Source organism: Mycobacterium sp. RTGN4 (assembly GCF_033804635.1).
Classification (GTDB): Bacteria; Actinomycetota; Actinomycetes; order Mycobacteriales; family Mycobacteriaceae; genus Mycobacterium.
Genome location: NZ_JAPZLB010000003.1, coordinates 13,362 through 36,109, shown reverse-complemented (window position 1 = coordinate 36,109; position 22,748 = coordinate 13,362). Strand labels below are relative to the sequence as shown.

20 protein-coding genes and 2 pseudogenes are annotated in these 22,748 nt (G+C 64.7%); 13 read left to right on the top strand and 9 right to left on the bottom strand.

What is annotated here, in order from left to right; all coding sequences use genetic code 11:
• Positions 1-49 precede the first annotated feature (49 nt).
• A complete protein-coding gene (locus SLQ30_RS07040) occupies positions 50-1,063 on the top strand; it encodes a DUF4331 family protein (RefSeq protein ID WP_319450714.1) in 1,014 nt (337 codons plus the stop codon).
• A gap of 4 nt (positions 1,064-1,067) precedes the next feature.
• Here the strand turns inward: SLQ30_RS07040 and SLQ30_RS07035 are convergent, their stop codons facing one another.
• Entirely contained in the window at positions 1,068-1,415 is a 348-nt protein-coding gene (locus SLQ30_RS07035; protein WP_319450713.1) for a metalloregulator ArsR/SmtB family transcription factor, read from the bottom strand.
• Positions 1,416-1,612: 197 nt separating this feature from the next.
• Between SLQ30_RS07035 and mgtA the strand changes: the two genes are divergently transcribed.
• Positions 1,613-4,255, top strand: coding sequence for a magnesium-translocating P-type ATPase (gene mgtA / locus SLQ30_RS07030; RefSeq protein ID WP_319450712.1), 2,643 nt, complete (start codon positions 1,613-1,615; stop codon positions 4,253-4,255).
• Positions 4,256-4,265: 10 nt separating this feature from the next.
• On the opposite strand, the gene SLQ30_RS07025 is transcribed toward mgtA, so the two are convergent.
• Positions 4,266-4,574, bottom strand: coding sequence for a hypothetical protein (locus SLQ30_RS07025; RefSeq protein ID WP_319450711.1), 309 nt, complete (start codon positions 4,572-4,574; stop codon positions 4,266-4,268).
• A 238-nt stretch (positions 4,575-4,812) separates the two neighbouring features.
• On the opposite strand from SLQ30_RS07025, the gene SLQ30_RS07020 reads away from it, so the two are divergent.
• The 4 genes and pseudogenes from SLQ30_RS07020 to SLQ30_RS07005 all read left to right on the top strand — a co-directional run.
• The gene (locus SLQ30_RS07020) at positions 4,813-6,114 is read left to right on the top strand and encodes a magnesium transporter MgtE N-terminal domain-containing protein (RefSeq protein WP_319450710.1); all 1,302 of its coding nucleotides are present in this window, start codon (positions 4,813-4,815) and stop codon (positions 6,112-6,114) included.
• A complete protein-coding gene (locus tag SLQ30_RS07015; protein WP_319450709.1) occupies positions 6,111-7,742 on the top strand; it encodes an NRAMP family divalent metal transporter in 1,632 nt (543 codons plus the stop codon). Before SLQ30_RS07020 ends, SLQ30_RS07015 begins: the two co-directional genes overlap by 4 nt.
• 25 nt (positions 7,743-7,767) lie before the next feature.
• Positions 7,768-9,207 carry an LCP family protein gene (locus SLQ30_RS07010; RefSeq protein ID WP_413467950.1) on the top strand — a complete coding sequence of 480 codons (1,440 nt, stop codon included), beginning with the start codon at positions 7,768-7,770 and terminating at the stop codon, positions 9,205-9,207.
• Positions 9,207-9,467 (top strand): annotated as a pseudogene (locus SLQ30_RS07005) (hypothetical protein); the annotation flags it as partial. The gene SLQ30_RS07010 and the pseudogene SLQ30_RS07005, both read left to right, overlap by 1 nt.
• A 57-nt stretch (positions 9,468-9,524) precedes the next feature.
• Here the strand turns inward: SLQ30_RS07005 and SLQ30_RS33100 are convergent.
• Positions 9,525-10,444 (bottom strand): annotated as a pseudogene (locus SLQ30_RS33100) (MetQ/NlpA family ABC transporter substrate-binding protein).
• 175 nt (positions 10,445-10,619) lie between these two features.
• On the opposite strand from SLQ30_RS33100, the gene SLQ30_RS06990 reads away from it, so the two are divergent.
• The 6 genes from SLQ30_RS06990 (at position 10,620) to SLQ30_RS06965 (ending at position 17,576) form a co-directional block, all read left to right on the top strand.
• A complete protein-coding gene (locus tag SLQ30_RS06990) occupies positions 10,620-11,630 on the top strand; it encodes a methionine ABC transporter ATP-binding protein (RefSeq protein WP_319450706.1) in 1,011 nt (336 codons plus the stop codon).
• Positions 11,627-12,367 carry a methionine ABC transporter permease gene (locus SLQ30_RS06985; RefSeq protein ID WP_319450705.1) on the top strand — a complete coding sequence of 247 codons (741 nt, stop codon included), beginning with the start codon at positions 11,627-11,629 and terminating at the stop codon, positions 12,365-12,367. The genes SLQ30_RS06990 and SLQ30_RS06985 overlap by 4 nt, the downstream gene beginning before the upstream one ends.
• A gap of 11 nt (positions 12,368-12,378) precedes the next feature.
• Complete coding sequence (locus SLQ30_RS06980) at positions 12,379-13,278, top strand: MetQ/NlpA family ABC transporter substrate-binding protein (RefSeq protein WP_319450704.1); 900 nt, start codon at positions 12,379-12,381, stop codon at positions 13,276-13,278.
• Positions 13,279-13,558: 280 nt separating this feature from the next.
• Positions 13,559-14,164 carry a TetR/AcrR family transcriptional regulator gene (locus SLQ30_RS06975; protein WP_319450703.1) on the top strand — a complete coding sequence of 202 codons (606 nt, stop codon included), beginning with the start codon at positions 13,559-13,561 and terminating at the stop codon, positions 14,162-14,164.
• A gap of 101 nt (positions 14,165-14,265) precedes the next feature.
• A complete protein-coding gene (locus tag SLQ30_RS06970) occupies positions 14,266-14,712 on the top strand; it encodes an MmpS family transport accessory protein (RefSeq protein WP_319450702.1) in 447 nt (148 codons plus the stop codon).
• Positions 14,709-17,576 (top strand): MMPL family transporter, encoded by a 2,868-nt coding sequence (locus SLQ30_RS06965; protein ID WP_319450701.1) that lies wholly within the window; start codon positions 14,709-14,711, stop codon positions 17,574-17,576. Before SLQ30_RS06970 ends, SLQ30_RS06965 begins: the two co-directional genes overlap by 4 nt.
• Positions 17,577-17,610: 34 nt before the next feature.
• Here the strand turns inward: SLQ30_RS06965 and SLQ30_RS06960 are convergent, their stop codons facing one another.
• From SLQ30_RS06960 to SLQ30_RS06935, 6 genes are all read right to left on the bottom strand, one after another.
• Positions 17,611-17,910 carry a hypothetical protein gene (locus SLQ30_RS06960; RefSeq protein ID WP_319450700.1) on the bottom strand — a complete coding sequence of 100 codons (300 nt, stop codon included), beginning with the start codon at positions 17,908-17,910 and terminating at the stop codon, positions 17,611-17,613.
• A 194-nt stretch (positions 17,911-18,104) separates the two neighbouring features.
• The gene (locus tag SLQ30_RS06955) at positions 18,105-18,362 is read right to left on the bottom strand and encodes a hypothetical protein (protein ID WP_319450699.1); all 258 of its coding nucleotides are present in this window, start codon (positions 18,360-18,362) and stop codon (positions 18,105-18,107) included.
• A gap of 168 nt (positions 18,363-18,530) precedes the next feature.
• The gene (locus SLQ30_RS06950) at positions 18,531-19,733 is read right to left on the bottom strand and encodes an MFS transporter (RefSeq protein ID WP_319450698.1); all 1,203 of its coding nucleotides are present in this window, start codon (positions 19,731-19,733) and stop codon (positions 18,531-18,533) included.
• Positions 19,734-19,910: 177 nt separating this feature from the next.
• Entirely contained in the window at positions 19,911-20,993 is a 1,083-nt protein-coding gene (locus SLQ30_RS06945) for a fatty acid desaturase (protein ID WP_319450697.1), read from the bottom strand.
• A 145-nt stretch (positions 20,994-21,138) separates the two neighbouring features.
• Positions 21,139-21,666: a DUF302 domain-containing protein gene (locus SLQ30_RS06940; RefSeq protein WP_319450696.1), complete on the bottom strand. Its 528-nt coding sequence runs from the start codon at positions 21,664-21,666 to the stop codon at positions 21,139-21,141.
• A complete protein-coding gene (locus SLQ30_RS06935; protein ID WP_319450695.1) occupies positions 21,660-22,142 on the bottom strand; it encodes a helix-turn-helix domain-containing protein in 483 nt (160 codons plus the stop codon). Before SLQ30_RS06935 ends, SLQ30_RS06940 begins: the two co-directional genes overlap by 7 nt.
• 77 nt (positions 22,143-22,219) lie before the next feature.
• Between SLQ30_RS06935 and SLQ30_RS06930 the strand changes: the two genes are divergently transcribed.
• A complete protein-coding gene (locus tag SLQ30_RS06930) occupies positions 22,220-22,732 on the top strand; it encodes a carbonic anhydrase (protein WP_319450694.1) in 513 nt (170 codons plus the stop codon).
• Positions 22,733-22,748 lie beyond the last annotated feature (16 nt).

Here is a 22,748-nt window from a genome sequence, read left to right as displayed (position 1 = left end):
ATTCCGCAGTCTCCGGGAATTGACGGCCGCCAGCTGTGAAGATGGAGCTATGTCCAACCACTTCACCGGCTTGAGCCTCGGTCCGCCCCTGGGAGACCAGCGGCTCGACCTCTGCGATCTCTATGCCTTTCAGTCGCCTTCAGACCCGTCGCGGACGGTGCTCATCCTGAACGCCAATCCGCTGGCCGATGCGCTGCATCCCGATGCCATCTACCGGCTCGCGATCGACAACGACGGCGACCTGATCAACGACATCGCGTTCAGCTACGTCTTCTCCACGCCGGGCCAGGACGGTAGCCAGACCGTCGACGTGTATCTGGCCACCGGCGAGCAGGCCCGGTCGCCCGAGCCCGTCGGCACCAAGATCTTCTCCGACGTCGACGTGTCCTTCGGCCCACAGCCGAACATCGTCACGTCCGGGGACATCACGTTCTTCGCCGGAGCCCGCAGCGACGCCTTCTTCTTTGATTTCCCCGGCGTTCAGGCTCTGTTCGACACCTCTGGCGGGCGCAACTTCACCGCGCCGCACCTCGGTGGTGAATCTCCTTGGACCGGAATCGATTCCAACACGAGCGCGAATGTCTTCTCCACCGTGATCGAGCTGCCGACTGAGACGTTGGGTGCCAATCCCGACATCCGGATCTGGGGCCGGTGCAGCCTGCGCCGCGACGGCGAGCTCATCCACGTCGACCGCGCCGGTCATCCGTCGGTCAGCAGTTTCTTCAACACCGATGACACCAAAGAGGAGTACAACGCCAGCGAGCCGCCCAACGACCGCGCCCGCTGGACCGACATGTTCGTCCACATCCTTGGCCACACCGGCGGCTACTCCGAAGCGGAGGCGGTCGCAGCCATCGAGACCGAGGGGACGCTGCCCGACATGCTGACCTTCGACCCGTCGAAGCCTGCCGAGTATCCGAACGGTCGCGTCTTCACCGATGACGTCATCAACTACCGGTTGGCCTTTCTGTCCAAGGGCGACATCCCGCCCACCGGGCTCAGTCCGCACACCGACACGCTTGCCGAATTCCCCTACCTGGGGACGCCGCACCCGAAGATCTGAAGCCCTATCCGGCGCGCGTCGAGCGCAGGGCGGACGCTGGCTCGGGGAGCCCAGCGTTGATGGCGACGCGAACAACCTTTACGGCAAGCTCGTTGCTCACGACGTAAACCTGATGCCGTCCGTCCCGTTGAGCCTTCACGTATCCCCCCAGCTTGAGCTTGCCGAGGTGGTGGCTGACCGTTGCCATCGTCTGGCCGGTCTCCTCGGCGAGTGTGCCCACGTCACGCGCACCCAGGGACAGCAACCACATAACTTGCAGGCGCACGGTTGCGGACAGCATGGCGAACATGCCCGCTGTGTCCTGGATCAGCTGCTCGGGTACCAGAGCTTCAGCGGAACCGCTGGCGGACACGGATGCTCCTCTCGGGCGACGGCCCACTCAGGCTCTCGCATTTCGAACACATTTACAACTGTTTGAACGTTCCCAGGTTCGCCGCAGACTGATTCCCAGGGTCGGGGTGTACGGGTTGAGTCGACATCAGATGCCCAGCTGCGCGGCCGATGAGAAGGGAGCGCGCGGATGCCTTCCCGTCGAACGAGTAACGGGTCATGACAACGCCATCGACTGAGTTCGTCCCACGTTGGCGGGACGGGTTCGACGACCAGTGCCGCTTGGCCGAACTCGCCTACTCCCCAGTGTTCGTCGCCTATCAACGCCTCGCGAGTTCACCGAGCGGACTGACGGAACAGGCTGCGGCAGCCCGGTCGGTCGAGTACGGCGACAACCGGCCTGGCAACTACATAGAAGACGGTGTCGCCGAGCGTATTTGGGTCGCAGTTCGGAGTCCGTTCGTCGGCCTACTGAGCGTGCTCGGCGCGGTGTTGGTCGTCGTCGGTGACGGCGGCAGCGCGACCACCGTGGGGGCCATGGTGACGTTGGCCGTCGGCCTTCGGCTGTGGCAGCAGACTCGCTCAGTGCGCGCGGTACGACGACTCCGCGAACAGCTGTCGACGACTGCTACGGTTCGGCGCAGGGCGGGCGTCGGACAGCTGCCAAATGATCGTGAAGTCCCGATCGAGGACTTGGTTCCCGGCGATGTCGTCGTCCTCGGCGGCGGCGACGTCGTGCCTGCGGATCTTCGGTTGATCTCGGCGGCTGGACTGTTGGTGGATCAGGCCGTGCTGAGCGGCGAATCCTTGCCAGTGCGCAAGCAACCGCCGCTACCGCTCCGCGAAGGCATGCCTTCGGACGTGGGGGTCGACACGTCTTCGTTGTGCTTTACCGGGACGACGGTCGTCGCGGGCACGGCGACGGCGTTGGTGGTCGCCACGGGCACGGCAACGTTTCACGATGCCTTGGCGCGCACCGCGAAGGGCTTGAGACCCGAGTCGAGCTTCGATCGCGGAGTTCGAACGGTTGGGATCACCCTGATCCGCTTCATGCTGGTGATGGCTCCGTTGGTGCTGGTGGTCAACGGCTGGGTCCGCGGGGACTGGGCTCAGGCCGCGATGTTCGCCGTCGCCGTGGCGATCGGTCTGACACCGGAAATGCTGCCGGTGATCGTCACTGCCAATCTCGCCCGCGGCGCAACTCGGCTCGCCCGGGAACGGGTGATCGTCAGTCGGCTAGAGGCGATTCAGGACCTCGGCGCGATGGACGTGCTCTGCGTGGACAAGACCGGCACGCTGACCGAAGACAGGGTGGTGTACGCCCATAGCGTCGACCCCACCGGCCGCATCGACGATTCGGTTGGCGAACTCGCCTACGTGGCAGTGTCTTTCCAGGACTGTGCCTACAACGCGCTCGACGAGGCGATCGTTGAGCAACTCGCCGATGCAGAAATGGCGGTGGTTACCGAGGCTGCATACGACAAGGTCGGCGAACTCAGCTTCGATCACACCCGGCGGCTGTCCACGGTCGTCGTACGGCGCCAGCGCGCAGAGCACATCATGATCAGTCATGGTGATCCCTCGGAGATCATGGGCCGCTGTGACCGTATCCGACTGGATGACATCGTCATCGAGCTCGATGATGCGCTCCGGGCCGAGGCTCGCGACGTTGTGCACACCTATGCAATGCGTGGAATGCGGGTGCTAGCCGTCGCAGTCCGTAACGGCCCTGCCCGCCACGAGCCCTATGACGATAGCGACGAGCGCGGGCTCGTCCTCGTCGGATTCCTCGGGTTCGTCGATCCCATCCGAATCGGCGTCGACGCGGCCATCGATACTCTGGCCGATTACGGCGTTACGGTGCGGATCCTCACCGGCGACAGCGAAGACGTCGCTCGTGTGGTGGCCTCACAGGCGGGTCTGCTGCCGGGAAACGTGTTGCTGGGCAATCACATCGATACGCTCGACGACGGGCAACTCGGCGCCGTCGTCGAGGGTACGACGGTGTTCGCGCGGCTCTCCCCTGCCCACAAGGCTCGGATCGTGGCAGCGTTGCGCACGTGCGGTCATACGGTCGGATTCCTCGGCGATGGGGTCAACGACGTTCCCGCACTGCGCGCCGCCGATGCGGGCATCGCAGCCGACAACGCCACCGATGCAGCCAAGGCGGCTGCGGACATGATCTTGCTGGACGACGATCTAAAGGTGTTGGCGCACGGCGTGATCGAGGGTCGTCGCACGCTCGCGAACACGATGAAGTACGTAAAGATCACCGCCAGTTCGAACTTCGGCAACGTCCTCACCGTGATGGCAGCCGCCGTGTTCCTTCCGTTCCTCCCGATCCTCCCGGTCCAGCTGATCGTTCAGAACCTGCTGTACGACACTGCACAGTTGGCGTTGCCCTGGGACCGTGCCGAGGACGACTACTTGCGGTCGCCACGCCGCTGGAATCCGCGTGGCCTGGTCCGGTTCATGCTGTGGTTCGGACCGCTGAGCTCGCTGTTCGACCTCGCAACGTTCGCGGTGCTCTGGTGGATGTTCGACGCGGGCGAGCGGACGGCAATCTTTCACACCGGGTGGTTCGTCGAGGGACTGCTCACCCAGCTGCTCATCGTGCTCGTGCTGCGCGTACGCACCGCGCCGTGGCGTGGGACCCGGCCTGCGCGGCCCGTCGTCGTCGCAGCGGCGAGCGCCGCAGCCGTTGGCTTGCTGATCCCCATCACCCCGCTGGGCGGGCGACTCGGGCTGGTTCCCCTGCCGTTCAGCTTCCTGCCCTGGATCGGGGCGACCCTAGTGATTTACGGCCTCACCGCGCAGCTTGCCAAGCGGTGGTATCTGCGCCGTCACGACGACTGGTTGTAATCCGCCCACATCACGGGCATTGCCCGTTGTTCACGCAGCCGCCCGCGGCGGTGGCCTTGTACGTCGGGGATGCCGCAGCCGTCGCAAGCGACATTGGCGCCAGGTCGTTGGTAGTCGTGGCCGCGGCCGTCGTAGTCGATGCGAGCGACATCGGCTTGACGGTCGGCTGGGTGTAAACGGTTGTGGTGGCCGAATCGCCCGAACCCCCGGCGACGGTTTTGGACGGCGCCGGTCCCCCATTGGCGACGATCGCAACCGAGACGATGATGGCGCACCCGGCCATCGTCGCCGCGATCGACTTCAGGCGCTGGATTCTCATTCGACCTCCTTGGTTTGCGGCGCGCTCACGAATGCGTCATGCCTCGGAGCGTCAGAAATGAAGTCGGCGGCATCGAACGCTGGCGCGTCATCGCACCAGTGACGTTCCGACGGTGACGATTTCGCCTCCGCACCGCTGACACAAACAGTAGAACTCACCGTGTACATTTAGTCAAGCGATTGTACAACTGTTAGATGAAAGGCGCTTCAGGGTGCCGCTGATGGACGAGGAGGCAGACATGACGACACCAGACAGGACCTGGCCAGCCGATGCGGGGCGCACCGTCATTCATCTTTCGAAGCTATTGCGAGGGCCAGTGGTCGCACGCTCAGGCGAGCCGGTCGGGCGGGTGGAGGACGTCATCGTGCGGCTGCGTGGTGCCGGCGACTACCCGATGGTGACCGGCATCGTCGCCGGGGTTGGCGGCCGGCGGGTCTTCGTCGGCAGTCGATCGATTCATGAGTACCAACCGGACCGGGTGGTGCTGACGAAGAACAAGATTGATCTGCGGAGCTTCGAGCGCCGTGACGGCGAGGTGTTGTTGCGGGCAGACGTGCTCGGTCACCGGTTGATCGACGTTGCCGCCGCGGAGTTGGTGCGCGCCTACGACATTGAGCTAGAGGACACCGGTGACGGCTGGGTACCGGCACGGCTGGACACCAGCCGTCGACCCCGCTTGTTCGGACTGTTCAAACCGGCCGGTGGACACGCGGCCAGGGACTGGCGCGCCTTCGAACCGTTGATTGGTCACGACCGATCGGTTGCGGTGCGCCGGGTCGCGGGCCGTGTCGGCGCCCTCCGTCCCGCTCAGATCGCCGATCTCCTCGAAGAGGCGGACAACGCAGAGGGCGGGGAGATCCTCGATCGGGTCCGCAGCAATCCCGAACTCGAAGCCGACGTCTTCGAGGAACTCGACCCCGACAAGGCGAGTCGCCTCCTGGACGACATGGGCGACGCCGACGTCGCCGCCCTACTTGGCCGGATGCGCGCCGACGATGCCGCCGACGCAGTGGTCGATCTGCGCCAGTCCCGACGGGGCCGCGTCCTGGACTTGATGCCCGCACCTCAGCGCACGAAGGTGACCACTCTGATGGGATTCAATCCCAGCAGCGCAGGCGGGCTGATGAATACCGACATCGTCTCCTGCTCGCCTGAGTCCACCGTCGCCGACGCACTGGGCGCCGTGGCAGCCGCACGTACGCTGCAGCCCGAGGCACTGCTGAAGGTGCACGTGCTCACCGAACCGGGGCGGCTCGGCGGTGTGATCTCGGTGATCACCCTGGTTCAGAGTGCACCGTCGGATGCCGTTGCCGCACTGATGGATTCCGACCCCGTTCGCGTCACCGCGGACGTCGACCTCACCGACATTGCCTTGCTCATGGCCGATTACAACCTCTACACCGTCCCCGTCGTCGACGACGAGGACCGAATCCTGGGCGTGGTCACCGTCGACGACGTGCTCGAGGCCACCATCCCGGTGGAGTGGCGCCGTCGCGAGCCGGCCACCCGACCCGTCCGCGACGTCAGCGAGCTGCCATGACCACCGGCAGCCGCCCGCCGCGCACGGCGGTGCTCGACAGCGCGCACGTCGGCGACATCGAGGGTGCGTTCGGCAGGGTCAGGATCAACGACCCAGCTCGCCCGCGGACGCTCAAGGTCCGACTGGCCACCATGCTCGCGATCGTCGGGCCCGGGCTGATCGTCATGGTGGGCGACAACGATGCGGGCGGGGTGTCCACCTACGCCCAGGCCGGACAGAACTACGGCTACAGCCTGCTGTGGGTGCTGCTGCTCTTGATCCCCGTCCTCGTGGTGAACCAGGAGATGGTGGTGCGCCTTGGCGCCGTCACCGGGGTCGGACACGCCCGGCTGATCAACGAACGCTTCGGCCGCGGTTGGGGCTGGTTCTCCGTCGGCGACCTGTTCGTGCTGAACTTCCTGACCATCGTCACCGAGTTCATCGGAATCAGCTTGGCCGCTGCCTATTTCGGGATATCTCAGTACATCGTCGTGCCGAGCGCTGCTGCCGCGCTCGTCGTGATCATGGCGACGGGTAGCTTCCGGCGTTGGGAGCGGGCGATGTTCGTGTTCATCGCCATCACGCTACTGCAGATCCCGATGCTGCTGCTCTCGCACCCCGACTGGTCGCGTGCGGCAAGGGCTTTCGTCATCCCGAGCATCGATGGCGGCATAAGCTCCGACGCCGTTCTGCTGATCATCGCCATCGTCGGCACCACCGTCGCACCGTGGCAGCTGTTCTTCCAGCAGTCCAACATCGTGGACAAACGGATCACCCCACGGTTCATCGGTTACGAACGCGCCGACACCGTGCTGGGCGCGGGCGTGGTCGTGCTCGGAGCGGCAGCACTGGTGATCACCGGCGACTGGGCTGCCCGGGCAACCGGCAGCGTCGGGGCCTTCACAGACGCAGGGGCCATCGCCGAATTGCTTGGCAGGCACGATCATCTCCTCGGGTCGTTGTTCGCGGTCGTGCTACTGGATGCGTCGATCGTCGGGGCTGCCGCGGTGACGCTGGCCACCAGCTACGCGTTCGGCGACGTCTTCGGGTTGAAGCACTCGTTGCACCGCGGCTTCTCCGACGCCAAGCAGTTCTATCTGTCGTACACGGCGATGGTGGCCGTCGCCGCGGCGATCGTGCTGATCCCCGGCGCGCCGCTAGGGTTGATCACCACCGCCGTGCAGGCGCTGGCGGGGCTTCTGTTACCCAGCGCGAGTGTCTTCCTGCTGCTGCTGTGCAACGACCGAGAAGTCCTGGGCCCGTGGGTGAACCGGCGCTGGCTGAACGTGCTCGCCAGTCTGATCGTCGGGGTGCTTCTGCTCCTCTCGGGAATCTTGATGGCCACCACGCTGTTTCCCCACCTCGACGTCATTGCGACTGCCGGCTACCTTGCGCTAGCCATGGTGGTCCTCGCTGCGGTGGGAACGGTGCTGGTACGCGCGCCCGGCCGTCGCGGCCCAGCGCTCGACCCGACGAAGCCAGCCCCAGTCGTGATGGACCGCAATGTCTGGAGGATGCCGCCGCTGACCCTCCTGCGGCCGGTGGCGTGGTCCACGGGCACCCGCCTCGGCATGCTTGCGCTGCGCGGCTACCTCGTTGTCGGCGCCGTGCTGCTCGTCGTCAAGGCCGTCGAATTGGGTCGTGGATAACCGTGCGCGAACCGTGAGGACCGCGATGCGCATCGGAGGCGCAATGCTTTCCACGACGGTGATGGCACTGACTGGGCTGGCGTGGTGGACCACCGATCACGCGCTGTCCGGGATGACGATCTCGCACGCGTTGGGCATCGATGCCCCGCGGTCGACGGCGGATGCGATGAACGTCCTGCTGATCGGGTTGGATTCGCGAAAGGATCAGCAGGGCAACAATCTTCCGCAGGAGCTCTTGGATCAACTCCACGCAGGGGATTCCGATGACGGCGGATACAACACCAACACGTTGATCCTGGCCCACGTCGACGCCGACGACCGGGTGACCGCGTTCTCGATCCCGCGCGACGACTACGTGGCCGCCGACGGAATCTCGGGGTACGACCACATCAAGATCAAGGAGGCCTACGGACTGGCCAAGGCGGCCGCCGAGCAGACCCTGGCCGATCAGGGAGTTGGCGATCAGCAGGTCTTGGAGAGCAAGGGGCGCGAAGCGGGCCGCGCGGCGACCCTGCGGGCGGTGCGGGACCTGACCGGTCAGCCGATCGACTACTTCGCCGAAGTCAACCTCGCCGGTTTCTATGATCTGGCCACCGCGCTGGGTTCGGTGCAGGTATGCCTGAATCACCCGGTGTCCGACGACTTCTCGGGCGCCGACTTTCCGGCAGGCGTCCAGACTTTGGGTGCGTCGCAGGCGCTCGCCTTCGTCCGGCAGCGCCACGGTCTGGACAACGGCGACCTGGACCGTACACATCGGCAACAGGCGTTCCTGGTGTCGGTCATGCATCAGTTGCAGGATGCGGGCGCCGTCACCGACATGACGAGGTTCAACGACCTGATGGCGACCGCCCGACGGGACGTCGTGCTGTCCAGCGGCTGGGGGCCCGAACAGTTCAGCCGGATCAGCGCGATCGCCGACGGCCACGTTCAGTTCCAGACGTTGCCCGTGGTGCGGTACGACTCCATCGACGGCCAAGACGTGAACGTCGTCGACCCGGCCGCGATCAAGACCCAGGTGGCGGCGGCGTTCAGCGGCACCCCGCCGGCGACGACCACCGCGTCCAGCCCGTCGAGCACCGTCGACGTCGTCAATGCAGGTGACACCTCCGGACTGGCCAACACCGTGTCACAGTGGCTCAGTCAGCGCGGCTACACCGCGGGCCGGATACGCAATGCGCAGGCGGACGAACCCACGGCCACGGGAGTGGACTACGGCACGGACGCGGATCACGACGCCGCCGCGGTCGCGACCCTGCTCGGCATCACCACCCCACCTCATGGCGATCCCGCGCTGACGGTCGGACACGTCCGGGTCGTGCTGGGCCAGGAGTTCGTCCTACCCGCCTCCTTCGATCAGCCAAGTTCGGTCGCCGCTACCGCAGACGTCGCCGACTCCACCCCGCTGACCGATGCCCCCGATCAGGGCTCGCCGGTCAACGGTCAACAAATCCCGTGTGTCGACTGATGAGTTTGGTGCAGGCAAGATGTTGGAAGCGGTCGGGCGCCGTCGTCCTGGCGACGGCGATGTTGATGGCGTCCAGCTGCTCCGGGCAGTTCCGAACTTCCCTACCCGGCGGCATTCCACCGCCCGCGGGCGATGTGGTGCCCGACATCGACACGCACTCCCGCGGCCGGCCCGCCGATCAGCTGTACGCGTGGGCGGTTCATCGAGCTCCCGCTCTGGGCATGCCATTTCGCGCACTCGAGGCGTACGCCTACGCAGCAGGCCACCCGCTGTAGATCCGAACCGCGAAAAAGTCGATGGTCGAGTGCAACCCCCGCTTACTGCGGATTACCCGGCAACGCCAGCTTCTTCACCTCGGGATCCTCGGCGATGAACGTCTGCACCCGGGGATCCTTGAACGCCTTGATCAGGTTCTTGACGTTCTCGGAATCGGCGTAGTTGCTTCCAACCGTGAGTACCGAGGCGAACTCGTCCGGCGACTTCGGCGCGTAGATCAGATTGTTCTCCGGCACGCCGGCCGCGAGAAACGACTCCGCGTAGCCGACGATCGCGTCGAGGTCAGGCAGCGCGCGTGGCTGCGCGCCGAAATCGAGCAACGTGAACTTGAGGTTCTTCGGGTTGCCGACGATGTCCTTGGTCGTCAACGCGGTGATGTCCGCGTCGGGCCGCAACGTGACGAGTCCGGCCTGCGCCAGGTACCAGATGCCCTGGGCGTTGTTGGCCGGGTCGGCGAGCAGCGAAACCGTTGCATTGTCAGGGATTTCCTGTGGCGTCTTGTACTTGTCGGACCAATGCCGAACACCCAGTGGAAGAACGGACCGGTGGCGGCCTCCTCCTTGAAGCCGGGGTTGGCGTCGAGCACCTGCTGCAGCCAGTGCCGGTGTTGGAAGATCGTGCCGGCGTAACGGCCGTCGCTGATCGCCTGGTTGATCTGGGTGCTGTCACCCAGCCCGACCGCGCCGACCTTCACGTTGTAGTCCGGGGCGATGTGCTGGGCGATGTACTCGATGATCCGCTTCTCGGCCGGGTTCGAGTCGAGGTAGACCACGTCCAGCGTGGCGCCCGCGGTCTCGTTGGGCGAGGCGGTGCCGGTATTGCGCTGGATGATCAAAACCGTTGCGACGGCGACAATCACGACCACGATGCCAATCAGCCACGGCCACTTGCGACGCTTGTCGATGGTGAAACCGTGGGGCTCGGATCCGTCGCGGACCGAGCCTGACTCGTCGATGCTCATGTGTCGTGCAGTGTGGTGGGCGCATCACTGGTCGCCCATGGTTTGGATCATGGTGGTGTCAACTGCATTGATTCACCATGAGCGCAATGGTTATCGCGGGAGCGTTCGTTTTGAGACCGTGGCTCCAGTGGCGATGACGCCTGCGTATCCCAATTCTTGAGGACACCTCTCCTTCATGATCGAGCTGACAGACCTGACCAAGATCTATGGCCACGGCGACGACCGCACCGTCGTGCTCGACCGGATAAACTTCCGCGTCGAGGCGGGCGAGATCCTCGCCGTCGTGGGTCCCAGCGGGGCCGGGAAGAGCACGTTGGCAGAGTGCGTCAACCTGCTGACGCTGCCAACGTCGGGGTCCGTCGTGGTCAACGGCGAAGACCTGACGACGTTGTCGTCGAAGAAGCTTCGGGTCGCGCGCCGACGTATCGGCACCGTCTTTCAGTCCTCGGGCTTGTTCGAACGCCGCACCGCAGCCGAGAACGTCGCGCTACCACTGGAGTACCTCGGCGTCACTGCCGGGGAATCCCGCAAGCGCGTCGCCGAACTGCTGGACCGCGTGGGTCTTACTGCACGGGCCAACCACTACCCGTTCCAGTTGTCGGGCGGTCAGCGACAGCGCGTCGGCATCGCCCGCGCGTTGGCGTTGCGGCCTTCGGTGCTGCTGTCCGACGAGGCGACGGCGGGCCTGGACCCGACTACTACGTCGTCGGTCGTCGCGCTATTGCGTGAGCTGCGTGACGATCTCGACCTGTCGATCGTGTTCATCACCCATGAGATGGACACGGTGCTCAAGATCGCCGACTCAGTGGCCAGGCTCGACCATGGCAGCATCGTCGAATCCGGACGGCTGGTGGACTTGCTCTCCGATCCTGGTTCGGCGTTGGGCGCCGAGCTTCGCCCACAGGGCATTTCGGCTGACCCGGCGACTGGCCAGCGGGTGTGGCACGTGGTGTACGACGCGCCGGACGTGCCGTCGGACTGGATCGCGCGCGCGTCGACGGAGCTCGGTGCGCCGCTGGCAATCCTGGGTGCATCGGTGCGGCAGGTCGGCGGTGTCACCATCGGCGAAGCGACACTGGGTATTCCGGATCGGCTGAGCCAGCGAGTGCCCGACGTGTTGAAGCGCTACGGGCTGGCCACCACGAACGCGGTGCACGTCGATCCCGCGCTGGAGGGCGTGGCATGACCGAGACGCTTCTGGCCAACGCCAAGGTGCCGGTGAATGAGCTTCCCGGCCTGTTGTTTCCGGCGCTGCTGGACACCCTGATCATGGTGGGCATCGTCATGACCATCGTGGTGCTCGTCGGTGTGCCGCTTGGCGCTCTTGTTCACAACCTGGCCCCGGGTGGGTTGTTCGAAAACCCTACGCTGCACACGATTCTCAGCTGGATCGTCAGTATCGGCCGTTCGCTCCCGTTCCTCATCCTGATGGCCGCGATCATGCCGTTCACGCGGTTCATCACCGGCACCAACATCGGCATCGCCGCCGCGGTGGTGCCGATGGCCTTGGCGGGCACCGCGTTCTTCACCAGAATCGTGGAGAACTCGTTGCGCTCGGTGCCGCCGTCGGTGGTGCGGGTGGCTCGCGCGTCTGGCGGATCACGGCTGCAGATCATCCGCAGCGCGCAGCTCGCCGAGGCAGTCCCGTCGATCCTCGGCGGGCTGACCATCAACGTCATCGCGATGATCGAGTACTCCGCTATTGCCGGAACCATCGGCGCCGGTGGAATCGGCTACGTCGCCGTCACTTACGGCTACCAGCGGTTCGACCAGGGCGTCATGCTGGCCACGATCGTCATCCTGGTCATCACCGTCGCCGCGGTGCAGTTGACCGGCGATGCCCTCGTTCGCTTCACCACGCCGCGCAGCCGAATTGGCACCGGCGTGGCACGTCCGCTGCGCAAACGCGCAGTCACCGCATAGGGGGAAACAAGATGGCAACCACCACCACTACCGATGAGACCGACGATCACGGTTTCGAGTTGAAGCGCAGGCGCAAATGGCTGTGGATCGCTTTGAGCCTCGTGGTGGTCGTGGCGCTGGTCGTCGGCGCGAGACTGCTGTTCTTCGGAAAGGCGCAGTCGGCCAACGAAATTGCGGGCGCCACACTGGTTGTCGCAAGCAACGAGGGCAACGCCGCCGAGCAGGCACTGGTCGAGTACATCGCGAAGGAGGTTGCGCCGCGTCACGGAATCAAGGTGGCGTTCCGCGGCCTGTCGGACAGCAACACGGTCAACCGTGCGGTCAGCGACGGCGAGGTCGCCGGGACCGTCTATCAGCACAAGCTGTGGCTGGGCCAGGTGCTGGAGGCCAATCCAGATTTCAAGGAGGAGGCGGCGACGCCGGTGTTCCGCTGGGGCTTCGGGATCTGGTCGGACAAGTTCAAGGACCCCGCGGACCTTCCTGACGGGGCGAAGGTCTCGCTGTACTCGGATCCCGCCAACGAGGCGCAGGGCCTGTGGCTGCTCGAGCGGGCGGGCCTGATCACGCTGAATCCGACCGCCGACAAGTGGACGGCGACGCAGAAGGACATCGTCGCCAACCCGAAGAACCTGAAGTTCACGCTGTTGGACTTCGCTGCCCAGTCCCGGTCGCTGCCGGATCTCGATGCGGCGGTGGGCTATACGGAGTACTACCTGGCCGCCAAGATTCCGATCAGTCAGCAGATCTTCGCGCCGCCGGCGCCCGACGAGTTCGCCGGGCAGCTGACCATCGGCAGCAAGTGGGCGGACACCGACAACATCAAGAAGCTGGTCGAGACGTTCAAGGATCCGGCCGTTCAGGAGTACCTGGCCAACGACCCGAGCGTGAAGAACATTCTGCTGCCGCTGTAGGGCGCTGCGGTCGCTTGGGTCCTGACCGCAGAAAAGTCGACAGTCGAAGTGCCCAGCTCTGAGCGACAACGGTCACGAATTGTCGCTCAGAGCTGGGCAACTCCGTGTGCTTCTCGTGGAGCGAGACCCAACAAGCCTTCATAACCCGCTCCGGGGCCAAGAACGCCACGGCCTGCTGGCGTCGACATGCCGCATCGCTAACCTGACTGTCCGCTCCCCCCTTCGTCGTATGTGGCGTAAGAATGGCTTCATACTCATTCGCACGAAGTCCCTCGATTGCATGGAGGCCGCGGTGATCCGGAGTTCCGATGTCGACGCGGATTGCCCGTGGTCGTCGCGGGAGGCCGAACTGCTGGCGGTGACGCTGCAGTTGCTCCAGGAGCACGGCTATGACCGGTTGAGCCTGGAGGCGGTGGCTACCACCGCGCGGGCCAGCAAGGCCACGCTCTACCGGCGCTGGCCGACGAAGGCCGAGCTCGTGCTGGCCGCATTCGTCGAGGGCACCCGCCAGGTCGCGGTCGACCCCGACACCGGCACGCTGCGCGGTGACCTTCTGCAACTGGGCGAGTCGATATCCACTCACGTGAGCGCCCACGCCAGCACCATTCGGGCGGTGCTGGTGGAAGTGTCGCGCAGCGCCGACCTCGCCGAACAAATGCAGGAACAGTTCCTCGACCAGCGCGAAGCGCTCATGGCGGACGTGCTCGCCAAGGCCGTCGACCGTGGCGAAATCAAGGCGTCCGCGATCACCGGGAATCTATGGGACGTGTTGCCGGGTTACATCATTTACCGCACGATCTTGACCGGTCAGTCTCCGTCGGTCGATACCGTGCGGGAGCTTGTGGATAACGTAATCATCCCCAGCCTCAGCCGCCACAATGCCTGACGTACGTGTTGTGGAGTCCGGTCCCGTACCGTACTGTCAACCTAGTTGATACTGCTGCCACCTAAGTCCATGTCGGTCACCACTCGCCGAAAGAGTCACGGATGCCTGGGTTTTCGCTCGGCCGCTCGCTGAGCCGGCGCTGGATGGTGCTGGTCGCGGTCGTCGTGATCGCCATCGCGGGCTTCGCGGTGTACCGCCTCAACGGCATCTTCGGCTCCAAAGACGTCGTCTCCACACCCAGCGGAGCCGAGAACAACATCGTCCCGTTCAACCCGAAGCATGTGGTCATGGAAGTCTTCGGCCCGCCGGGCACCGTCGCCACCATCACCTACCTCGACGTCGACGCCCAACCCCAGCGCGCCGACACCGTCACACTGCCCTGGGCCTACGACAAGACCACCACGCTCCCTGCGGTCTTCGTCAACATCGCCGCCCAGGGCAACAGCAACTCGATCGGCTGCCGAATCAAAGTTGACGACGTGGTCAAGGACGAAAGAGTCGCCAACAACGTGAACGCCTACACCTACTGTCTGGACAAGTCGGGATGAGCACGAACACGCACCAAGCCGAACGCCGGTCGTTCACCGATAGGGTCGCCAAGATCATTCGTTGGCTCTGCGTGCCGATCGTGATCTTCTGGGTCGCCGTCGCAGCACTGACCAATGTGCTGGTTCCGCAGCTGGAAGTCGTCGGCGAGGCGCACAACGTCGCGTTGAGTGCGCCCGATTCGCCGTCGCTGCAAGCCTTTCAGCGCATCGGCAAGGTGTTCCACGAATTCGACACCGACAGTGCCGCGATGGTGGTGCTCGAGGGTGATCAACCGCTAGGTGCCGACGCGCACAAGTACTACGACGAACTGGTCAAGCGCTTCGAGGCCGACACCACGCACGTCCAGCACGTGCAGGACTTCTGGGGCGACCCGCTGACGGCCGCAGGCTCGCAGAGCTCCGACGGCAAAGCCGCCTACGTTCAGGTGTTCCTGTCCGGCAACCAGGGCGAGGCGCTGTCGCTGGAATCGGTTGACGCGCTGCGCGACATCGTCGCGAAGACACCTGCACCGCAAGGCATCCACGCCTACGTCGCGGGCTCGGCACCCCAGATCGCCGATCAGTTCGAGGTGGGCAACCAGAGCACGACGACGGTCACGCTGCTCACCGTCGGCGTAATCGCGATCATGCTGCTGATTGTCTACCGCTCCTTCGTCACGATGATCATCGCGCTTGTCACGGTGCTCATCGAGATGTCGGCGGCGCGCGGGTTCGTCGCCTTCCTGGCGAACGCCAACGTCATTGGGCTGTCGACCTATTCGACGAACATCCTGACGCTGTTGGTGATCGCCGCAGGCACGGATTACATGATCTTCTTGCTTGGGCGCTATCATGAGAAACGCAACGAGGACTGGGACCGCAAGATGTCGTTCTACGACATGTACCGCGGCACGTCGCACGTCATCCTCGGCTCTGGGCTGACCATCGCCGGCGCCACCTTCTGCCTGAGCTTTACCAGGACGCCGTACTTCCAAAGCCTCGGCATCCCCGCGGCGATCGGCGTGCTCGTCTCGCTGATTGCGTCGCTCACGCTGGCGCCCGCCATCATCGTCATCGCAAGCCGCTTCGGCCTGCTCGACCCCAAACGACGTACGGCCAAACGGGGTTGGCGGCGCATCGGCACGGCCATCGTACGGTGGCCGGGGCCGATCCTGATCGCCACGCTCGGCATCGCGTTGATCGGTCTGCTCGCCCTGCCCGGCTACAAGACCAGCTACGACATCGCGCCGTACATGCCGGCCAGCGCCCCCTCGAACGTCGGGTATGCCGCGGCGGAACGGCACTTCTCGAAGGCGCGGCTCAATCCCGAACTGCTGATGGTCGAGGCCGACCACGATCTGCGCAACCCGACCGACATGATCCTGCTGGAGCGCGTCGCCAAGGCCGTCTTCCACACCGACGGCATCGCCCAGGTCCAGTCCATCACCCGGCCATTGGGCACTCCGCTGGATCACACGTCGATCCCATTCCAGATCAGCACCCAGAGCGCGTCGCAGATCAACAACCTGCCGTATCAGCAGGCCCGCGCCAACGATCTACTCAGCCAGGTCGACGTGATCAACAAGTCGATCGATGTGTTGCGCGCGCAGTACGCGCTGCAGCAGCAGAGCAGTGACGTCACGCACGAGCAGAGCCAGGCGTTCCAGGACACCGTGGCCACCGCCCAGGACCTGCGCGACAAGATCGCCACCTTCGACGACTTCTTCCGGCCGCTGCGCAACTACTTCTATTGGGAGCCACACTGTTTCGACATCCCATCCTGCGCGGCGTTCAGGTCGCTGTTCGATGCCCTTGATGGCATCGACGCGCTGACCGACCAGCTGGCCAACGTGTCGGGCAGCATCGACAAGCTGGACAAGCTGCAGCCCAAGCTGCTGGCGCTGATTCCACCGCAGATCACCAACCAGCAGACCAACCGCGACCTGACGATGACGAACTACGCCACCACCTCGGGCATCTACGACCAGACCGCCAAGGCGCTGGAGAACTCCACCCAGCTGGGCGCGGCGTACGACGCATCCAAGACCGACGACTCCTTCTACCTACCGCCGGAAGCGTTCACCAACCCCGAATTCCTGCGCGGGCTGAAGCTGTTCTTGTCGCCGGACGGTCACGCCGCCCGGATGATCGTCACCCACGACGTGGATCCCGCGACGCCCGAAGGCATTTCGCACATCGAGACCATGAGGCACGCCGCACAGGAGGCCGTCAAGGGCACGCCGTTGGCGGGGTCGAAGATCTACATCGGCGGTACGGCGTCCACCTACAAGGACATCGGCGAGATGGCGCACTACGACCTGATCATCGCCGGCATCGCCTCGCTCAGCCTGATCCTGTTGATCATGATGTTCATCACCCGCAGCATCGTCGCGGCGTTGGTCATCGTGGGCACCGTGGCACTGTCGTTGGGCGCGTCGTTCGGGCTGTCACTGTTGGTGTGGCAGTACATCTTCGGCATCCAGTTGTATTGGGTGATCCTGCCGCTGTCGGTGATCCTGCTGTTGGCAGTCGGATCGGACTACAACCTCCTGTTGGTCTCCCGCTTCAAAGAGGAGATCCACGCCGGCATCAATACGGGCATCATCCGGTCAATGGCGGGAAGCGGCTCGGTGGTGACGGCCGCCGGGCTGGTATTCGCCTTCACCATGGCGTCGTTCATCGTCAGCGACCTGCGCGTGCTCGGTCAGATCGGGACGACGATCGCCCTCGGCCTGATATTCGACACGCTGATCGTGCGGTCGTTCATGACGCCGTCGATCGCCGCCTTGATGGGGCGGTGGTTCTGGTGGCCGGTGCGGGTACGTGAGCGTCCGGTGCCGGTGAAGTTCGGCGAAGAGCACACGCAGCAGATGTCGCTGTTCTAGCTAGCTCACTTCACGAAGCGGTTGCGCAGCAATCCTAGCCTCCTGAGTATGGGGCGGCCTTGATCAACGGAGCGGCCATCGACGTGGGCGCCTCCGTGCCAGGCGCACTGAACGTGGCCGTGGCGCCCATGTTCATGGTGGGGACGCTCGGCTGCGAATACGTGGTGTTGGTGGGCGCATCGCCAGAGCTGGCCTGATAGCTCGATGCAGGTGCGGGGTGGTTGCCCGCTGCGACGCCCAGCGCGGCAAGCGCCGCGAAGGCGCCCACCCCGACGACGGCACAGGTCGCCCTGACTCGTCGAGGATGCTTATTTCCATTGTTGCGGTTCATCATGAGGCCATGATCCCGCGCCGCACTTCGGATCGGCTTGATAATAAGGGTGATAGCACTGGGAGCGATACTGAAGTAAGTTTCCCCACAGCATGTCTGACGACCGTTTCGACGAAAGTGGCAGTACTACAACATAGTTCGTGACCATAGCTATCACGTCGGCCGCGAGACCGGCCGACGTGAAGGGCGGGAAGCTTTTAGCTCCCGGCCTGCGGCGTCGCGGCGCTGCCGTTCATGTCGACGCCACCAGAGCGGACGTCCACCGAAGGCGTCGTGTACGGCTGGTGGTTGGTTGCCATTACCGCGTTCTTGGCCACCGTCACCGTGCCGTCGATCGGGCGGTCCTCGTAGACGACCAGAACCGCTGACGCGGCGACCGCTGCTACGGCAACGACGGTTCCGACGGACTTGGCGTTGATCCATCTGGTGAGCACGTTGGGTGAATTGCGGTTCATGCTGATTCCTTTGTGCGAGCACTCAGCCGCGAGACGACCTCGGCTCGGGCAACTACCACGCTAGAAGCGAAGTCTGAATCCAATGAGCACGTTTCGTCCGAGCTGCTTGGCAAGCGGCATCAGAGATTTCAGTGGGCAGATACTTGGCGGCGAATCCGGAGCGCCTTGTCAGATGCCCGGCTGCGACTGTATCCGGGCGGCGACGGTGATCACCGCGGCGGATGCTATCGCCGCTGCCGCGACGAGGGTCGTGGTGGGCCACCCGAACCATTCCACCGCTGCCGCACCGAACGCGGTGCCCAGGCTGCCGCCGATGAAGTAGACGAGCATGTAGGCGCTGTTGAATCGTGCTGGCGCGTCAGGATCGATGGCAAGGACGGTGCTCTGGTTGGCCACTTGCGCTGCGAACAAACCCGCGTCGAATAGGCCGAGACACACCAGTGTAGCGGCGGTGTTCGAAAGGAATGCGCCCAGTGCCGCCGCCGCGGCTACCGCGATGACGAGTCCGAGGAGAATCACTTTTCGTGCTCCGACACGGTCGGTCCAGGCACCGGCGATGCGTGTGGCGATGATGCCCAACAGTCCGGCGAGTGCATAGAGCCCGATCCGTTCGGACGAGTACGTGAACGGAGGCTCTGAGAGCGCGACCGCAAGGCCTGCCCAGACGGCGCAGAAGGCGAAGAACCAGAGCGCGCCTCGCACGGCCGCGAGCCGAAGCGAGACGAACCGGACGTACAGACCGGGTAATGCCTGAAGCGTGGCAAGGTATCCCGATGCCGCGCTGGGCGCCGCCGCGGGCAGCACGACGCGGGCGGCAATTGCCACGGCGCCGCACGCGATGGCGAACACTAGAAGTGTTCCCCGCCAGCCGATCACGTCAGTAAGCCAGCCGCCTATGATCCGTCCCGTGAGAATTCCCGCGGAGATTCCTGCGGTGACGATCCCCAGGACCGTGGCGCGCCGCTGAGGTACCGCGAAACGACCTGCGACTGAACTCAATTGCGCGCCGACTGAGGAGCCGGCTCCGATGACGCCGACGGCCAGGCCGAGAAGCCATGGTGTGCCGACCCACGCGCTGACGGCTAAGGCGATCGCCAGCACGGCGAATTGCGTTGAAAGCACGTGTCTTGGCGAGAATCGGTCAACGAGCGGTACCAGCAGGGCCAGCCCCATCAGGTAGCCAACTGGCCCGCACGCGAGGGCGATACCAATCTCTGCGCGCGATGAGTCCAGAGTGCCTGCCACCACGGCGATCGCTGGCTGAAGGGGATAGATGCTGGCTGTGCCCAGTGCCGCCGCGACTGCCATGAACCACACAACGGGTGTCCGTAGCGCCGCCGCAACAGCGGTCGTGAGCACATCGTTTTCCATGACGACGACATTAGGCAGGTAGCAGTCTCACGTGCTGGCGGAAAACCGACGGCAACGTCGTACCGAAGCTGGTTCGAGAAACTCTCAACCACCTCAATTTACGGATGCACCGCGCGTCAAGGTCTGCTGGGAAGTCACACCGGCATCCGCGACTGACTCAAGCGGCGCTGACGCAAATCAAGCGGACTTCAGGAAGCGGTTGGGCAGTGCCAGCCTGTTGATGACCCGCAGCGTCGACATGTACTGACGCGCGAGCGAGCCTGTCGTATAAGGCAAGTCGTACTTCTCGCACAGCGGCCGCACGCGCGTGGCGATCTCGGCCAGTCGGTTGCTCGGAAGGTCGGGGAACAGGTGATGTTCGATCTGGTAGCACAGGTTGCCACTCGAAAACGCCATCACCGGTCCAGCATTGAAGTTCGCGGCGCCCAACATCTGGCGCAGATACCACTCGCCCTTGGTCTCCTCGTCGAGCACGTCGACCGTGAACACCTGAGTGCCCTCGGGGAAGTGCCCGCAGAAGATCACCATGTACGCCCACACGTTGCGCAATAGGTTAGCCATCGCGTTGGCGCCCAGCGTTCTGCGCCATCGGGTGAGGCTCAGCGCCGGGAACAGCACGTAGTCCTTGGCTGCCTGCCGAGCGATCTTCCGCAGCAATGTCTTTGGCTGGCTTGCCACAGCGCCACTGGAACCGGCCCGGATCCGCTCTACGTTGACCCCGCGTAGCGCGATGCCCCATTCGAACGTCAGCGCCAGCACCAGGTTCTGAAGCGGCTGCAGCAGATACTCCTTCTTCCAGGGTTGGTCGGGGGTCACCCGCATCGCACCGAAGCCGAGATCGTCGTCCATGTCGATGACGTTGCTGTACACGTGATGGCGGTAGTTGTGCGAGTGCCTCCACTGCGACGAGAGCGCCACCATGTCCCACTCCCACGTCGTCGAGTGGATCTCCGGGTCGTTCATCCAATCCCATTGGCCGTGGGACACGTTGTGGCCGATCTCCATGTTCTCGACGCTTTTCGCGTACGCGAGCGCCGCGGTCCCGACGAGCCAACCCACCCGCGATCGACTCCGGCCGATGAGCAGACGCGCGCCGACGTCGAGCAGCCGCTGGAACCGGATGGTGCGGCGGATGTAGGCCGCGTCGTGCGCGCCGCGCGAATCCTCGACGTCGCTACGGATCGCGTCGAGCTCGTCGCCGAGGGTCTCGATGTCGGTGGCGTTCAGATGGGTGTAGGCGGCGATGTCGGCAATGGCCATGCGGGGTCCTCGGTCGTTCCAATGGAAGGGCGAGGATCTGGGCCCGTTAACCGAAGGAATGGCCAACCAAGCGAGGTTCAAACATCGAGCGGGTGGCAGCAGCGCATCGGCAGTTGCCTCCACACTACGCGGACGCCGCGGTGCCCTATTCGGCTGGACTGAGCGCCGCGCCTGCGTCGACGCCGATGGCGGCCAACAGGGCCGCGACCTTGGCGTCGAGTTCGTGGCCGACCTCGGTGATCCTCGGGTCGCCAAGGCTGCCGAACAGCGTGCTGGGTTGATCAAGCGCGAAGACCGCCTCTCCGTGCGCGTCGGCGAACACCAGGATGCGCAGCGGCGCGTAGAGCACTGCCAACGGATCGTGCCGGTACATCCGTTCGGCCACGGTGTGGTTGCCCAGCAGGTACTCGACGGCGTCGTCATGGTGCCCGGCTGCGGTCATCAGCGGCGCGATGTCGATCGACCAGAAGACCATCAGTCCGTGCGGTGCGTTGGCGGCGACGGCGGCGAGCACCTCGTCCCAGCTGCCGCCGCGCGCGGTGATGGCCGCGCTGTCGAATCGGGGCGCGGCTGCTTCGAAGGCCTCGCGAAACGTCTGGAACGGCGTGCCGGTTGGAATCTCCAGTCGCGTCGCGGTGTGCGGCGTGCTGATGACGGTTGCGGTGTTCACCATTTGTGGGACCTCATATTTCGTCGTACTTCGATGTCAGCAGAACGCAGCGCAGGCGCGTCGGCAGCGTCGACCCGAACGCCGACGGCCCGGCCCGTGTCGGCATCGACGAAGTCCAGCCGGGGGCGACCGCCCTGGAGGTGCTTGTCCCCCCACTGCACCAACGCCATGAACACCGGCAGCAGGTCCTCCCCGGCAGCCGTCAGTTGGTACTCGTCTCTGACGCGGCTGCCCGGTTCCCGATAGGCGGCGCGGTCGACGATCCCAGCGGCTTCGATCTGCTTGAGCGCCCGTGACACGGCGGGTGCGGAACTACCAGTCCGATCGACGAAGTCGTCGAAACGACTGGTGCCGAAGAACAATTCGCGAATGACCTGAAACGACGTCTTGGCGCTGAGCAGGTCCAGCACCCGCGTCATCGAACAGCCGTCGCCGATGCGCCACGCGCTGCGGTCGCGAAGGGCGTCCTCGAAGTCCACACCGAGCTCCCTTCTGACTAACGCTTGCATTAGTCAGAATAGCATGCTCCCATGGAGTCGGAAGAACGGAGACACACATGGCCGTCATCGACACGATCACCGAGCGCAATGACGTCTTCGCCCGAACGGATTTCGTGCCGGGAATGCCGCTGCTGCCGAGCTGGAAGACCCTGCTGATCGGGTGCGTGGATCCGCGGGTCGATCCCGCGCACGTGCTCGGCATCGCGCTCGGGGAGGTGGCCGTCATCCGCAACGTCGGCGGTCGAGTGACGCCGGCGACGATCGGCGAGGTAGCGCTGCTGGGTCGGTTGACGATGGCGATGGGCGGTTTCACCGGCCCGCCGGGCAACCTGATCGTGTTGCAGCACACCGATTGTGGGATCACGCGGTTGCAGGATCCGCCAGAGCAGCTGGCCGACTACTTCCAGGTCGGTCCCCCGGGCCTAACTGACAAGCACGTCGCCGATCCGTGGGCGGCGGTCGAAGCGGACGTGGCGATCCTGCGGTCGCTCCCGCCGATTTCCGAACGGTTCCAGGTCACCGGCCTGGTCTACGACGTCGAGACCGGTCGCGTCGAACGGGCAGCCTGACCGTCAGAACGTAGCG

Bases quoted from the DNA above. Each gene is read 5' to 3' on its own strand.
- SLQ30_RS06930 (WP_319450694.1), top strand. From the start codon at position 22,220: ATGGCCGTCATCGACACGATCACCGAGCGCAATGACGTCTTCGCCCGA.
- SLQ30_RS06975 (WP_319450703.1), top strand. From the start codon at position 13,559: ATGGAGGCCGCGGTGATCCGGAGTTCCGATGTCGACGCGGATTGCCCG.
- SLQ30_RS06940 (WP_319450696.1), bottom strand. From the start codon at position 21,666: ATGGTGAACACCGCAACCGTCATCAGCACGCCGCACACCGCGACGCGA.
- SLQ30_RS07040 (WP_319450714.1), top strand. From the start codon at position 50: ATGTCCAACCACTTCACCGGCTTGAGCCTCGGTCCGCCCCTGGGAGAC.
- SLQ30_RS06945 (WP_319450697.1), bottom strand. From the start codon at position 20,993: ATGGCCATTGCCGACATCGCCGCCTACACCCATCTGAACGCCACCGAC.
- SLQ30_RS06960 (WP_319450700.1), bottom strand. From the start codon at position 17,910: ATGATGAACCGCAACAATGGAAATAAGCATCCTCGACGAGTCAGGGCG.
- SLQ30_RS07015 (WP_319450709.1), top strand. From the start codon at position 6,111: ATGACCACCGGCAGCCGCCCGCCGCGCACGGCGGTGCTCGACAGCGCG.
- SLQ30_RS06955 (WP_319450699.1), bottom strand. From the start codon at position 18,362: ATGAACCGCAATTCACCCAACGTGCTCACCAGATGGATCAACGCCAAG.
- SLQ30_RS06980 (WP_319450704.1), top strand. From the start codon at position 12,379: ATGGCAACCACCACCACTACCGATGAGACCGACGATCACGGTTTCGAG.
- SLQ30_RS07010 (WP_413467950.1), top strand. From the start codon at position 7,768: ATGCGCATCGGAGGCGCAATGCTTTCCACGACGGTGATGGCACTGACT.
- SLQ30_RS06985 (WP_319450705.1), top strand. From the start codon at position 11,627: ATGACCGAGACGCTTCTGGCCAACGCCAAGGTGCCGGTGAATGAGCTT.
- SLQ30_RS07025 (WP_319450711.1), bottom strand. From the start codon at position 4,574: ATGAGAATCCAGCGCCTGAAGTCGATCGCGGCGACGATGGCCGGGTGC.
- SLQ30_RS06970 (WP_319450702.1), top strand. From the start codon at position 14,266: ATGCCTGGGTTTTCGCTCGGCCGCTCGCTGAGCCGGCGCTGGATGGTG.
- SLQ30_RS06965 (WP_319450701.1), top strand. From the start codon at position 14,709: ATGAGCACGAACACGCACCAAGCCGAACGCCGGTCGTTCACCGATAGG.
- SLQ30_RS06950 (WP_319450698.1), bottom strand. From the start codon at position 19,733: ATGGAAAACGATGTGCTCACGACCGCTGTTGCGGCGGCGCTACGGACA.
- SLQ30_RS07020 (WP_319450710.1), top strand. From the start codon at position 4,813: ATGACGACACCAGACAGGACCTGGCCAGCCGATGCGGGGCGCACCGTC.
- SLQ30_RS06990 (WP_319450706.1), top strand. From the start codon at position 10,620: ATGATCGAGCTGACAGACCTGACCAAGATCTATGGCCACGGCGACGAC.
- mgtA (WP_319450712.1), top strand. From the start codon at position 1,613: ATGACAACGCCATCGACTGAGTTCGTCCCACGTTGGCGGGACGGGTTC.